12 protein-coding genes and 1 pseudogene are annotated in these 13,525 nt (G+C 70.0%); 3 read left to right on the forward strand and 10 right to left on the reverse strand.

Annotated elements, in window-relative coordinates; translation table 11 throughout:
• Positions 1-438 precede the first annotated feature (438 nt).
• The gene (locus WH85_RS33880) at positions 439-1,107 is read left to right on the forward strand and encodes an MBL fold metallo-hydrolase (protein ID WP_045746173.1); all 669 of its coding nucleotides are present in this window, start codon (positions 439-441) and stop codon (positions 1,105-1,107) included.
• Positions 1,108-1,242: 135 nt separating this feature from the next.
• Here WH85_RS33880 and WH85_RS33885 read toward each other — a convergent pair whose 3' ends face one another.
• From WH85_RS33885 to WH85_RS33915, 7 genes are read right to left on the reverse strand one after another with little or no spacing between them, the layout of a single operon-like run.
• The gene (locus WH85_RS33885) at positions 1,243-3,279 is read right to left on the reverse strand and encodes a PQQ-dependent sugar dehydrogenase (protein WP_245674207.1); all 2,037 of its coding nucleotides are present in this window, start codon (positions 3,277-3,279) and stop codon (positions 1,243-1,245) included.
• A gap of 47 nt (positions 3,280-3,326) precedes the next feature.
• Positions 3,327-4,163, reverse strand: coding sequence for a LamG domain-containing protein (locus WH85_RS33890; RefSeq protein ID WP_245674208.1), 837 nt, complete (start codon positions 4,161-4,163; stop codon positions 3,327-3,329).
• A gap of 8 nt (positions 4,164-4,171) precedes the next feature.
• Positions 4,172-4,912, reverse strand: a complete 741-nt coding sequence (locus WH85_RS33895) for an ABC transporter ATP-binding protein (protein WP_045746175.1) — start codon at positions 4,910-4,912, stop codon at positions 4,172-4,174.
• The gene (locus tag WH85_RS33900; RefSeq protein ID WP_045746176.1) at positions 4,902-5,630 is read right to left on the reverse strand and encodes an ABC transporter ATP-binding protein; all 729 of its coding nucleotides are present in this window, start codon (positions 5,628-5,630) and stop codon (positions 4,902-4,904) included. The genes WH85_RS33895 and WH85_RS33900 overlap by 11 nt, the downstream gene beginning before the upstream one ends.
• Positions 5,627-6,661 (reverse strand): branched-chain amino acid ABC transporter permease, encoded by a 1,035-nt coding sequence (locus WH85_RS33905; RefSeq protein ID WP_045746177.1) that lies wholly within the window; start codon positions 6,659-6,661, stop codon positions 5,627-5,629. The genes WH85_RS33900 and WH85_RS33905 overlap by 4 nt, the downstream gene beginning before the upstream one ends.
• Positions 6,645-7,532, reverse strand: a complete 888-nt coding sequence (locus WH85_RS33910) for a branched-chain amino acid ABC transporter permease (RefSeq protein WP_045746178.1) — start codon at positions 7,530-7,532, stop codon at positions 6,645-6,647. Before WH85_RS33910 ends, WH85_RS33905 begins: the two co-directional genes overlap by 17 nt.
• Positions 7,533-7,539: 7 nt before the next feature.
• Entirely contained in the window at positions 7,540-8,763 is a 1,224-nt protein-coding gene (locus WH85_RS33915) for an amino acid ABC transporter substrate-binding protein (protein WP_245674209.1), read from the reverse strand.
• Positions 8,764-8,863: 100 nt separating this feature from the next.
• On the opposite strand from WH85_RS33915, the gene WH85_RS33920 reads away from it, so the two are divergent.
• Positions 8,864-9,895, forward strand: coding sequence for a LacI family DNA-binding transcriptional regulator (locus WH85_RS33920; protein ID WP_045746179.1), 1,032 nt, complete (start codon positions 8,864-8,866; stop codon positions 9,893-9,895).
• Between the two features lie 51 nt (positions 9,896-9,946).
• Here WH85_RS33920 and WH85_RS52470 read toward each other — a convergent pair whose 3' ends face one another.
• Both WH85_RS52470 and WH85_RS52475 read right to left on the reverse strand, forming a co-directional pair.
• Complete coding sequence (locus tag WH85_RS52470) at positions 9,947-10,474, reverse strand: DinB family protein (RefSeq protein ID WP_342669814.1); 528 nt, start codon at positions 10,472-10,474, stop codon at positions 9,947-9,949.
• Positions 10,457-11,068: pseudogene (locus WH85_RS52475) on the reverse strand (SAM-dependent methyltransferase); the annotation flags it as partial. The gene WH85_RS52470 and the pseudogene WH85_RS52475, both read right to left, overlap by 18 nt.
• Positions 11,069-11,134: 66 nt before the next feature.
• On the opposite strand from WH85_RS52475, the gene WH85_RS33930 reads away from it, so the two are divergent.
• Entirely contained in the window at positions 11,135-11,716 is a 582-nt protein-coding gene (locus WH85_RS33930; RefSeq protein WP_045746181.1) for a helix-turn-helix domain-containing protein, read from the forward strand.
• A 101-nt stretch (positions 11,717-11,817) separates the two neighbouring features.
• Here WH85_RS33930 and WH85_RS33935 read toward each other — a convergent pair whose 3' ends face one another.
• Positions 11,818-13,473 carry a RecQ family ATP-dependent DNA helicase gene (locus tag WH85_RS33935; RefSeq protein ID WP_045746216.1) on the reverse strand — a complete coding sequence of 552 codons (1,656 nt, stop codon included), beginning with the start codon at positions 13,471-13,473 and terminating at the stop codon, positions 11,818-11,820.
• Positions 13,474-13,525: the final 52 nt, after the last annotated feature.

Consider the following 13,525-nt stretch of genomic DNA (forward strand, 5'->3'; position numbering starts at 1 on the left):
TGTGGGCTTCCGGGGTGCGCTCGTCGGCCTGGGGTGGTGTCTGCACCCGATGTTGCGGTCGGGTGCGTTGGCCATTCTGTCCGGCGGTGGGCGTCCCCGGTGTCGTGATTGGGTGCGGGTGTCGTCTGTGGGGTTGGTGTTTGCGCCCGATCATGCGGTTGGGGGCGGTGGCCGTCCTGTTTCGGGTGGTGAGCGCGCCCAATGTCATGATCGGGTGCGCCGTCCGAGGGTGTGATCCCGTGCGTCGCCTGCGGGCGTGATCGGGTGCGCGGCCCGCGGGTTCATCGGTGCACTGGCCGTCGTGCCGTACTCGAAGGGAAGCGACTGCGTTCCGCGCTGCGAGTGGGGATCGCTGCCACCTTCCGGGAAACCTGTTCGGCTGCGGGTGGCGGATCAGGGGGTGGGGTCGGGGAATGTGAGGGCTGGGAGGATTGGTGGATGCGGGAAGTGGTGGACGGGGTTTATGAGCTGGCCCTCGGGTACGTCAACGTGCACGTGATCGTTAGCGACGACGGGCTGGTGCTTGTCGACACCGGGCTGCCCAAGGGTGTCAAGGTGCTGGAACGGTCGCTGCGGAGTATCGGGCGGTCGCTCGATGCCGTGACCACGGTGCTGATCACGCATCACCACCCGGATCATGCCGGGAGTCTTGCCGTGGTGCGGGAGCGGGCCGGGGCCACCGCCGTCGCCCACGCCGCTGATGCGCCGCACCTGACCGGGGCGATCCCGCAGGCTCGGCCGACCGGGTTCATGGCGAAGCTGGTCACCCGGGCGATCGGCACCCCCGAACCCACCAAACTCGACCGGCTGGTGACCGGCGACGGTGGTGAGGTGGTGCCGGGGATCGTTGCCGTGCACACTCCCGGGCGTACCCGCGGGCACGTCTCCTATCTGTTGGATCGTGCCGGTGGGGTGTTGTTCGCCGGGGATGCCGCCACTCACATCAAGGGTGTGTTGGCCGGGCCGCCGCCCGGCCCGGCCACCGCCGATGCTGAGCGGGCCGCGGAGAGCCTGGGCCGCCTGGCCGAGCTCGAGTTCGAGAATGCGGTGTTCGGGCACGGCCAACCGATTGTCGGCGGTGCCGCCGAACGGTTCCGCCGGCCTTGACCGCGGGACGACGCCGAAAATGGAAGAACGGGCGTCCCCGCGGACGCCCGTTCTTCAGATCACGCTGCTGGAGTGCCGGTGACGGTGAGGCCGCGAGTCACGCTGCCGGAGTGCCGGTGACGGTGGAGCCGCGAGTCACGCCGCTGGAGTGCCGGTGACGGTGAAGCCGCGAGTACGCCCGATGTTGTCGAACGACCCGAATCCCACCCGTCCCGACGTGAACGTGGTGTCCCGCGCCGTCATGATCGGGTCGTGGTCGCCGTTCACGTAGACGGCGATCTCCCCGGTCGACGGCAGGTGCTTGACCCGCACGTGGTGCCAGGTGGTGTCGGTGATCGCCGGGTTGGCGCCGCGGGACCGCCCGTTCCACTGATAATCGATCCGCACCCGGTCCGCATTGTCCACTTTGAAGATGCCGTTGTGCGGATAAATCGTGTTATCAGAGGAGAGGTGCGCGTAATAGAACTGCGTATCCGACTGATATCCGAACACGATGATGATATCCCGGTCCGGCACGGTCACCGGCGTATCCAACCGTACGTCCGCGTCGACCTGCACCGAGGAGAACGCCGGCCCGCGCGACAATACCGCGTACTCGAACGGCCGCCGCGGACCCGGACGCTCCACCCCTGCCTCGGCCAGGATGACCTGACCGCCGGTGAACTGCCACTTCGACGGGGTGACCGGCGCCCAGTCGGCGGCCGTCGCACCGCCCACGACGTGGGTCGTGCCGACCGGCCCGGCCGCGAACGTGCGCAGCCCGGTCACCTTCCACACCTTGCCGTTCGCCTTCGCCAGGATGTAGAGCTCGCCCTGGTTGTCGGTGCCGAACCGCAGGTCGACCCGTTCCGGGTTGCCGGGGGCGCCGGGCGACGACAGTTGCTGCATGCGGACGGATTCGCCGGCCGGGGTGAACAGGTGCAGCCGGTGGATGGTGGCCGGCGGCCCGCCCCGTTTCATCTCGCTGGTCTCAGTGTAGAAGACCGTGCCCGCCACCAGGTCGCCGAAGATGTACTTGCCGCGCAGGGCAGGGATCGCGGTGCCCCGGTAGACGAAGCCGCCGGCCACCGCGACACCCACGTCGTCGGTGCAGTTCCAGCCGGGCGCCGGGTTGTGGTCGTAGACGGCGACCGGGTAGTCGTATCCGTTGGCGGCGTCGTCGGCCGGCAGGGGGTAGAGCCGGTCGCAGACGTTCGTCGCGTCGCGGTCGAAGACCAGGTAGCCCTCGCGTTCGCTCCAGCCCGCGTTGTCGCCCTTGCGGACCTCGTAGATCGACTCGGTGGACTTCTCGCCGATGTGCCCGAGGTAGAGCTTGCCGGTGGCCCGGTCCCAGCTGAACCGGTGCGGGTCGCGGTATCCGTAGGACCAGATCTCGCCGGCTGCCCCGGTCTGGGCGACGAACGGGTTGTCGGCCGGGATGCCGTACTTGCCGTTCGGCGAGTTCGATCCCGACGGGTCGATGCGGAGCAGTTTGCCGTGCGGGATGGACAGGTTCTGCGGGTCGGTCGTGCGTACCCCGATGCCGCCGTCGCCGACCGCGAGGTAGAGCTTGCCGAAGTCCGGTGACCCACGCTTGGCCGTGGGGTTGAAGTTGATCTCCTGGATGCCGTGGATCTGGCCGCCGAAGCCGATCCGCAGCAGCTCACGGTGGGTGCCGGCGAACGTGTCAGCGGCCGGGTCGGTCGCCTTCCACTCGTTGATCACGCCGTGGAAGAGCGTGGTCGACGACTGCTCGTAGTCCGGGGTGAGGGAGACCAGGGGCGCCTGCTCGGTGTGGATCGTGTAGAACAGCCCGTTGGTCGCGAAGTCCGGGTGGAACGTCACGTACCCGAAGCCCTGGCCGAGGCCGCGCCCGGAGAAGAACTGCGGCGCGAAGGTGGCCGCCACGTCCAGGTAGACGTGCGGCACCCCGTTCTCGACGAGGTAGAGGTTGCCGTTCAGGTCGGGTACCGCCCGCCGCCCGGAGCCGTCCGGGAGTTCGGAGATGGTGTTGATCCGCGCCCACCGGTTCAGGCGCTGGTCGGTGAAGGCGGGTGTGGTGAAGGACTGCGGGAAGGACGCGTATTCGGAGAGGACGAGTCCGAGTCGCGAGGCGACCGGCTCGACCGGAACCGGATCGTCGATCGGATCACCGGCCGGAGCGGCGAAGGCCCGTCCGGGCGCAAAGGCCACTGTGGACAGTAATAGCAGGAGGACGGCAAGAATGCGGCGATACACGATTACCCCCGTCTGAGGAAGGAGTGATACTGACGTGCCACGTCCCGGGCGGACAGGGACCGGCTGATGAACGTGAGCGCGTCCATGCGGCAGTCGCACGGATTCCGCTCGACGGCGTTCTGCGGGAAACTCCCACCGATCTTGATGCCGCGCGGGTCGGTGGCACTGGTGACGTGCGGACCGGGCCCGGACACCTGCCACGGGTCGCCGGCCTCGGTGTAGACACCGGCGATCGGCACCCCGTTGCGATAGAGCGCGATCCCCCCGGTGCCGAAGTCGAACGTGGCGGCCAGGTGCACCCACCGGTCCTCGGGCAGCAGCGTCCGCCAGTCCTCGGACGCCGCGTAGATCTGTGACGCGCCGCCGTCGATCCGGCGGCCCAGGGCCACCAGCCGCAGCGTGTCGTCCACCTCCATGACCTCGATCAGGGCGCGGACCGTGTGCCCGTCGGAGGTGCCGCTCAGGATGCCGGCCAGCCCGATCGCGCTGAACCCGGTGGCCGGTGAGTCCATCGACACCTTGAACCAGCCCGACACGGTCGTGCCCCGAACCGCGTTGAAGGCGTGCAGCGTGCGTACGCCGGTGGCCGACCAGACGCCGGCTTTGAAACCGGGGCGGGTCTGCAGGGCCCGGCCGGCACCGGGGTACGCGGCGTCCCGGACCCGCTGCGCCGCGCCACCGCCGATCAGTTCGATCTCGGTGGAGGACCTGCCCAGGTCGCGTTCCCGAGCGGGATCACCGGGCATCGGATGGTCGAAATCGTAGTAGGCGACCACATCGGATCGCGGGGACGGCGGGACGACGCCGACGGTCAGGCTCAGTGCCACGGAGACAGCCACGGCAAGTCTCATGGATGACCTTTCAACGGTGCGGATGCGCCGAGGTAGAGCTCCCCGAGCTGCGGATCGGCCAGCAGTCGCCGGGCCGGCCCGGAGATGTGCACGCGCCCCAGGTCGAGCACGCACCCCAGGTCGGCGGTCTCCAGCGCGCGCCGGGCGTTCTGCTCCACGAGCAGGACCGCCGTGCCGGCGTCACGCATCCGTACGACCTGGTCGAAGATGGTGCTCGTCGCCTTCGGATCCAGTCCCATCGACGGCTCGTCCAGCAGGACGACCTTCGGGTCCACCATCATCGAGCGGGCGAACTCCACCTGTTTCTGCTGCCCGCCGGAGAGCAGGCCGGCGAGCGATCCCCAGCGGTCGGCGACCACCGGGAAGACCTCCTTGACGAACGCGGCGCGTTTCGCCAGAACCGCCTTGTCGCGCAGCGTGTAGCCGCCGAGCAGCACGTTCTCCGCGACGGTCATCTCGCGGAAGACGCTGTGCCCCTGCAGCACCAGCGACACCCCGGCGGCCAGCCGGGCCTGCGGACCCTGCCGGGTCACCTCGCGGTCGCCGATCCGGATCGCGCCCTCGCGCGGGGCGAGCAGGCCGGCGGCGACCTTGAGCACGGTGGACTTGCCGGCGCCGTTCGGCCCGACCAGGCAGACGATCTTGCCGGCCGGGACCTCGACGTCGAAGCCGCGCAGGACCGGTGCCGCGCGCCCGTAACCCGCGACCACGTCGGTGAGGGACAGCTCAGACGCCAAGGTAGGCCCCCAGAACGCGTTCGTCGGTGCGGATGGCGGCGGGCGGGCCCTCGGCGATCGGCCGTCCCCGGTCGAAGACCACGATGTGATCGCTGATGCTCATCACCAGGTCCATGTTGTGTTCGACGATCACGAAGGTGCGGCCCTCCGCGTTCAGCTCGCGGACCAGTGCGCCGATCCGGTCCAGCAGCGCCGGGTTGACCCCGCCGGCCGGCTCGTCCAGGAGTACCGTCTGCGGCTCCGCCATCAGCACGCCGGCCAGTTCGAGCAGTTTCTGCTGGCCCCAGGACATGTCGCGGGCCTCCGCGTGGGCCAGATGCTCGATGCCGAGGCGGGTCAGCCAGCCCATCGCCCGGTCGGTCTCCTCGCGCCGCCGCGCGCTGCGCAAACCCGAGATCAAGCCCTTGGGGGGTACGGCGGCGAGCACGTTCTCCACAGCCGTCATCCGGGGGAACGTGCGGCACAGCTGGAAGGTCCGGCCCAGCCCGTTGCGGGCGATCGTGTGCGGCGCCTTACCGGTGAGGTCCCGGCCCCGGTGGACGACCGTGCCGGAATCCGCCTTGATCATGCCGGTGACGCAGTTGAAGAAGGTCGTCTTGCCGGAGCCGTTCGGCCCGATCAGCGCGTTGATCCGGCCGGGCTGGAAGGCCACCGTCGCGCCGTCCAGCGCGGTGACGCCGCCGAAGGATTTCCGCAGGTCGGTGACGGTCAGCGTCATCGGGTGCCTCCCGCGTTCTGCAGGCGCTGGTCGCGCAGTTCGGCGGCGCTCACCTCACGGATCGACGTCCGGTCGCCGGGGGTGAACCGCCTGATCAGGTCGCCGATCGCGGGCAGCACCCCGTCCGGCATGAACAGCACCACCAGGGCCAGCAGCAGACCGGTGGCGACCAGGTGCAGGGGCGTGTCGCCGTATTCGACCTTGAAGTACTCCAGGGCGACGCCCACGATGATCGCGCCGGTCAGCGGTCCGAACAGCTGGCGGACCCCGCCGAGCAGCGCCATCAGCACCAGGTAGGAGCCGGTGAGGATGGAGAACTGGAACACCGGGTCGAGGTCGCCGAACCAGAGCGCGTACAGACCACCGGCCAGCGCGGTGAAACCCGCAGAAACGACGAAGACCATCAGCTTGTACGCGAAAGTCGCCGTCCCCAGAGCCTCCGCCTTGTCCTCGTCCTCGCGGATCGACTTGAGGCCCAGCCCGAACACCGACCGGTCGATCAGCCACCAGACCAGCAGCGCCACGGCGAGCAGGCCGGCGAACAGGTAGTAGAAGACCCGGTGATGCTCCGGCCGGCTCAGGTCGAACGGACGGGGTACCACCAGGCCACGGGATCCGCCGGTGAACGACGCCCAACTCTGGAAGACCAGCAGCAGGATCAACACGAGGGCTATCGACACGATCACGAAGCTCGCCCCGCGTACCCGAAGAGCGGCGAAGCCGACCGGGACCGCGACCGCGGCGACCAGCGCGGCGCCCACCAGCAGGGCGGCGAAGGCCGGAAGGCCGCCCTTGACCACCAGCAGACCGGTGGCGTAACCGCCCAGTCCGGCCAGCGCGCCGTGCCCGAGCGAGATGTACCCGGTGAAGCCGCCGACGAAGTTCCACGAGGTGGCGAGTACCGCGTAGTTGAGCACCAGCACACCGGCGGACAGCACGTACGGGTTCGGCGCGAGGCTCGGGAAGGCCAGGATCGCGGCCGCGACCAGCACGATCGCGGCGATCTTGAGGACTCTAGAAACGCTGGGCAAGGCGGCCTCCGAAGAATCCCTGTGGCCGGAATGCGAGGGTGACGAAGAGCGCCAGATAGAAGATCGTCTGCGCCCAGGTGGTGCCCATCGGGATCTGCAGCAGGCTCTGCGCCAGTCCGAGCAGTAACGCGGCGATGGCCGCGCCGGGCACACTGCCCAGCCCGCCGACCACGATGATCGCCATCAGCGGGCCGATCCAGTGCCAGTGCAGCGACGGATAGATCGTGGTGTCCAGCGACAGCGCGGTCCCGCCGATCGCCGCGGTGGCCAGCCCCAGGCCGAAGCCGTAACCGGCCACCCGTTCGGTGTCGATGCCGAGCAGCCGGGCCGCGTCCCGGTGCTGGATGGTCGCTCGCAGCGCCCAGCCGAACCGGGTCCGCTTCATCAGCAGCCAGAGCGTGCCGAGCGCGACCACCGCCAGACCGAACGCGATCAGTTTGACCACGGCGATCCGGGCCCCGAACAGGTCCAGGCCGGCCGAGCCGTAGCCGAGGTTGATGCGGCGTTGCGTACCGGAGAAGGCGTAGCCCAGCAGGCCCTCGACGAGCAGCGCCACCGCGAAGGTGAGCAGCACCGACATCATCGTCAGGGTGGCCGGGCGCAGCCGGGACAGCAGGCCCCGCTGCAGCAGCAGTCCGGCGCCGAAGAACAGCGGAACCGTGCCGATCATCGAGAGCAGCGGGTCCAGCCCGATGTTCTCGTGCAACCACCAGGCGAGGTACGCGGCGAGGATCAGGAACGCCGAATGGGCGATCATCACGACCCGCATGATGCCGAAGTAGAGGGTCAGTCCCGAAGCGAGCAGGGCGTAGAGACCGCCGAGCAGCAGACCCAGGATGACGCTCTGGAACAGCAGGGCGCCGGAAGGCATGCGCGCCTCACCAGGCCGGCTTCGGGAACAGGAAGTCGGCCTCCTTGACGTCCTCCGGAAGCACGATCTTGATGTCGCCGCCGATCCACTGCTGGATCATGTGTGCGCCCTTCGGTTTGCCGGTCTCGTCCCAGGAGAGCGGGCCGACGACGGTCTCCACCGTGTTCGCCCGGAGCCAGTCGATCAGTTTCTGCTGGCACTCACCCTGCTCGGCGCAGCCGGCCGCGGTCACCGCGGCGGCCACCACCTGGCCGGTGGTGTAGCCGTTGGCCTGGTCCTCCTCGGGCGGGACACCGAACTGCGCGGTGAACTTCTCGACGAACTCGGAGTTCGACGGATACGGCGCGTCCTGGCTGTAGCCGGTGGGGGAGAGCACGCCCTCGGTCTTGTCGCCGATCGCGGCGGCGAACTCGGGGTTGGTCGGCGCGGTGGAGAACGCCGCCAGTTTCGGCTGGTACCCGAGCTGCTGCAGGGCGACGATCAGGTTCACGCCGTCCTGGTACTGCGAACCGCCGACCAGCACGTCCGCCTTCGCGTCGGCGATCTTCGCGGCGATCCCGCTGAAGTCGGTGGTGTTCGGCGGGTACACCTCGTCCACCACGGTCTCGATGCCGCCGGCTTCCAGCTTCTCCTTCAGGCCGTACGCCGTGCCCTGCGCGAACGGGTCGTCCATCGCGGCGTACGCGGCGGTCTTCGGCCTCTGGTCCGCGGGCAGCGCGAGGATCTTCTCGGCCAGGTGGTTGTAGTGGTCGTTCGCCACCGCGGGGGCGGCGTAGAAGAGGTTCTCGAAGCCCTGCTCGAAGACCTCCTTGGCGGCCCCGGCCGGTTCGACGAAGAGCATGTCGTACTCCTCGGCGACCCGGGCGGCGGGCACCACCAGGCGGGTGGAGAACGGGCCGACGACCAGATCCACCTGGTCCTGCCCGATCAGTTGCTCGTAGTCGGCGACGACCCGGTCGGCATTGGACTGGTCGTCCAGGATCGTCAGTTCGACCTGGCGGCCGAGCAGGCCGCCGTTGTCGTTGACGATCTTGGCCCAGGCTTCGTAGCCCTGCTGGACGCCCTTGCCGGGTTCGGCGAAGTCGCCGGTCAGCGGGAGGGAGATCCCTATGGTGATCGGCCCGTCGCCGGCACTGTCGTCGCTGTCTCCGGAACACGCGCCCAGGGAGATCATCAGGCTGGTGGCCAGGAGTCCGGTGGAGAATCTTGCGCGGAAAGACGTGATCGACATCCTCGGACACCCCTCTGTACCGAGCACGAAAGCGCTTCCGTAAGCGCTTGCGTACTCTAAGCTGTGACATCAATCACGGGCAATACCTCCGGAGTTAACGATGCCGAAACCGGGACCCGGGCTCCGCCTCATCGACGTCGCTCAACGTGCTGGTGTCTCGCTCGCCACCGCGTCCCGCGCGCTCGCCGGCCGCGACGGCGTCAGCGCCGAGGTCGCCGACCGGGTCCGCCGGGTCTCCGAGGAGCTCGGCTACGTGGCGAACCCGTTCGCCCGCACCCTCGCCGGCGGTTCCAGCACCACCGTCGGCCTGATCGTGCACCAGGTCGACGACCCGTACTTCTCGGAGATCGCCGGCGGCGTCATCAAACTCGCCGACGAACAGGGCCTGCTCGTCCAGATCTGCCACTCCGGCCGCGACCCGGGTCACGAGCTGCGCCAGATCCGCAACCTGATCGCCCAGCGGGTCGCGGTGCTGATCGTGGCCGGCTCCGGGTACGGCGACCCGCGCGCCGAGGCGGAGGCCCGTGACGTGCTGGCCGCCTACCAGCGGGCCGGCGGCCGGGTGGCGGTGATCGGCCGGCACGCGCTCGGCGCCGACGCGGTGCTGCCGGACAACGTGGACGGTGGCCGGGCCCTGGCCGATCACCTGCTGGGTCTGGGGCACCGCCGGATCGCGGTGATAGCGGGAACGCCCGCGCTGAACACGATCGCCGACAGGTTGGCCGGATTCGCGTCGGCGCTGCCGGCGTATCAAATGGCTTTATCCGATATCTCGGTTATCTACACTGATTTTGTACGTGAGGGCGGCCGGGTCGCCACCGACCGCATCCTGCGCGAGCACCCGTCGGTGACGGCCATCGTCGCGCTGAACGACGCGATGGCGATGGGCGTCCTGGCCGCCCTGCGCGAACGCGGCATCCCGGTCCCGCAGCGGATGTCCGTCGTCGGCTTCGACGACGTGTCGGTCGCGGCCGACCTCTCCCCGAGCCTGACCACCATCCGCCTGCCGATGACCGAGATGGGCCGGATGGCGCTGGAGATGGCCCTCAAACCGCGGGGAGCCCGCCCGCGCAAGCGCCCCACCGGACACCAGCTGATCATCCGCGACTCCACCGGCCCGGTGTCCGCCTAGGCTGTGTCGAAGTGGGGCCACGCCTCACTCCGCCACCACTTCGACACAGGTCTAACGCCCGGTGGTGCCGTCGATCTGTTCACGGAGGATGTCGGCGTGACCGGCGTGGCGGGCGGTCTCCTCGATCATGTGGGTGAGCACCCAGCGTCGCGTCGGCGGCAGCGAGCGGCCCGGCGGCCGTGGCGCGGGCCCGGCCAGGTCGGTCCAGCCGGCGACGACCTCATCGGCGCGGGCCGTCGTCTCCCGGTAAGCGGCCAGCAGACTCTCCACGGTCTCCCCGGCGGTGGGCCGGAAAGTCCGGCGCAGGTCGGTGATCGGCTCCTCGAGGAAGTAGAACCGTTCCACCGCGGTCAGATGCTTGACCAGACCGAGCAGGTTGGTGCCGGAGTCCACGCCGGGTGTGCGAACCTGGGGTTCCGGCACGCCGGACACCTTCTCGGCGATCGCCGTACGCAGGTAGCCGAGGAAACCCACCAGAGTGGACCTCTCGTCCGGGCCGGTCCAGGCCGGCCCGGTGTCCCTGCGTCTGCGGGCCCTCCTCGGGGCGGGCTTCGCCGCGGCACGCTGGATCAGCAGCACATGATCGGTGACGGTGGCGCTCTGACCACCGGGCCCGGTCGCCGTCCGTTGCGGCCGGTCGGCGCGGACGACGGACCAGCCCTCCGGGTCGAGGGCCAGTTCACCAGCGACCTCCTCGGGCGTGGGGAACCGGGTGCCCTGATCCTGGTTCCAGGACCAGGGCGCGATCGAGCCGTGGTCGACGACCAGGAGCCGGCCGCCCGGCGCCAGGGCCTGCGCGGCGGCCCGCAGCACCCGGGCCCGGTCCAGGGCGAACGGGGTCTGCAGGTACTGCGCGGAGATCAGGTCGTACTCCCCGGCCGGGAACGTCTCGGCCAGGTCGTGCCGCTCGCCGGCGACCAACTCGCCGAGACCGGCGTCCCGGGCCTGCGCGATCACCCGGTCGACGGCGGTGCGGGAGATGTCCACCGCGGTGACCCGCCAGCCGCGGCGGGCCAGCCAGAGGGCGTCGCCGCCCGGGCCGCAGCCCAGATCCAGAGCCCGGCCGGGACTCAGCCGCTCCGCGGTCTCGGCGAGCAGCGGGTTGACCCGCGAGGCGTCCGCGGGCCGGCCGCGGTAGAGGTCCTCCCAGAAGGAGGCGGGATCGTTCGTCACCCCCGCAGCATGCGAGCCACCCTTCCCGCCTTGCAAGAAACGTTGCGGATCCGCACGATAGGGGTCGTGACCAGCGACGAAGAAGACGTCATCGCCGCCGTCGGGCCGCGCCTGCGAGCCCTGCGCCAGACCCGCGGCGTCTCGCTGGCCGCCCTCGCCGCCGAGACCGGCCTGACCGCGAGCACGCTGTCCCGCCTGGAGACCGGCCGGCTGCGCCCGACCCTGGAACAACTGCTGCCGCTGGCCCGGGCGCACGGCGTGCCGCTCGACGACCTGGTCGCCGCGCCCCCGACCGGCGACCCGCGGATCCACCTGCGCCCGGTGCAGCGCTCCGGCCTGACCGTGGTGCCGCTGACCCGCCGACCCGGTGGCGTCCAGGCCTACAAGGTGATCTACCCGCCGGCGGGCAGATCACCCGCGAACCACCTGCAGACCCATGACGGGTACGAGTGGTTCTACGTGCTGAACGGCGCCGTCCGGTTCGTGCTCGGCGACCAGGAGTACCTGCTGGGTCCCGGCGAGGCGGCCGAGTTCGACACCCGTACCCCGCACTGGATCGGCAGTGCCGGTCCACAACCCGCCGAACTGCTGACCCTGTTCGGCCCGCAGGGCGAGCGCGCCCACCTCGCCCCGCCCGGCCGCGATTGAGGCGGGGGTGGGCTCGTGGCCGGTGCTTCGCCGTGGCCGGAACCCGGGTGTTCCGCCACTGCTCACAGCGGTGATGCCGGTCCGATGGGGAGGACCACCGGTCAGCGAGCCGGCTCGACGGCGACCAGCAACTCCTTCTCGACGACGACCGGGACGGACAGGGTCTTGTAGCCGACCTCGTCGAAGAGGATGGTCATCTTGTCCTCCTCGTAGTTCATCACGGTGCCGGTGCCCCACTCGCCGTGGCGGACCTGGCAGTGGACCGGGAACGGGGTGTCGGCGGCGGCCTCCGCCTCGGCGACCTCGTGGGCGGTGCCGTCGGCGCAGTTGTCGCAGTGGCCGCACGGGTGCTTCAGGTCTTCGCCGAAGTAGGCGAGCAGGGTCTCGGTGCGGCACTGGCGGGACTGGGCGAACCCGCGCATCATGTCGGTCCGGGAGCGGATCACCACCTGCTGGCGTTCGTACTCGTCGGCGGCGGCCTGGGCGGCCTCGGCGGGCATCGGGGCGCCGGGCGGGACGGACAGTTTGTTGCCGGTGCCGGTGCGGACCGCGCCGACCTGTTCCAGCAGGCCGAGGTATTGGCCGAGTTTGCGGGGGCCCAGTCCGGTCTCCTTCTGCAGGGCGGTCTTGGAGAGCGGTCCCTTGTGCAGTTCGCCGGCGAGCCGGGTGAGTTCCTCGACGTCGGGGCCGCCGCCTTGGAAGAAGCGCTGGATGGCCTCGTCCTCGGAGCGCCAGAGCAGCACGGTGCGGCCCGGGTTGCCGTCGCGGCCGGCGCGGCCGATCTCCTGGAAGTAGCTGTCCGGGGAGTCGGGCAGGGCCATGTGGGCGACCCAGCGGATGTTCGGCTTGTCGATGCCCATGCCGAACGCGGACGTCGCCACCATGATGTCGATCTTGTCGTTGGTGAAGTCCTCGTGGCGTTGTTCGCGCAGGCCGGCGGGCATGCCGCCGTGGTAGTAGGCGGCCGGGTAGCCGGCGTCGGTGAGGCGTTCGGAGAGTTCCTCGGCGGCGCGGCGGGTGGCGACGTAGATGATGCCGGGCCGCTGCTCCTCGTCGAGCATGCCGGTCAGGCGCCGCCACCGGTAGTCCTCGTCGGGGCAGTACGCCACCTCGAGGAAGAGGTTGCTGCGGTCCAGTCCGGACACGTGGATCTCGGGCTTGTTGAGGCGCAGCCGGGCGATGATGTCGTCGCGGACCGGCGGGGACGCGGTGGCGGTGAGTGCCAGGATCGGCGGCCGGCCGATCTGCTTGATCATCTCGCCGAGCGACAGGTAGTCCGGGCGGAAGTCGTGGCCCCACGCGGAGATGCAGTGTGCCTCGTCGACGGCGACGAGTCCGGGCTGGAGGGCGCGGACCTCGGCCACCCGTTCCGGGTCGCTGAGCTGCTCGGGGGTGATGAAGAGGAACTCGGCCTCGCCGTTGCGCAGCGCCTCGAGTGCCTCGCGCTGCTCCCGGGGGGTCTCCGCGGAGCTGATCCGGACGGCCCGGATCTTGGAGTCGTCGCGCTCGTTGAGGGCGGCGATCTGGTCCTGCTGCAGGGCGAGCAGTGGCGAGATCACCACGGTCGGGCCGGGCAGCAGTACGGCCGGGATCTGGTAGATCGCCGATTTGCCGGCGCCGGTCGGGAGCACCACCAGTGCGTCCTTGCGGCGCAGCACGGCGCGCATCGGCTTGAACTGGCCGGGGCGCAGTTTGCGCCATCCGAAGTGGGTGCGGGCGACACGGCGCAGACGGGGGCCGTAGATGGGGAGCTTCATCATCGAGGCGGTGCCGTCCGATCGGTGTGGGGATGTACGGGGTGGGCCCTCG

The sequence above is a fragment of the Actinoplanes rectilineatus genome (assembly GCF_000962825.1).
GTDB lineage: Bacteria > Actinomycetota > Actinomycetes > Mycobacteriales > Micromonosporaceae > Actinoplanes > Actinoplanes rectilineatus.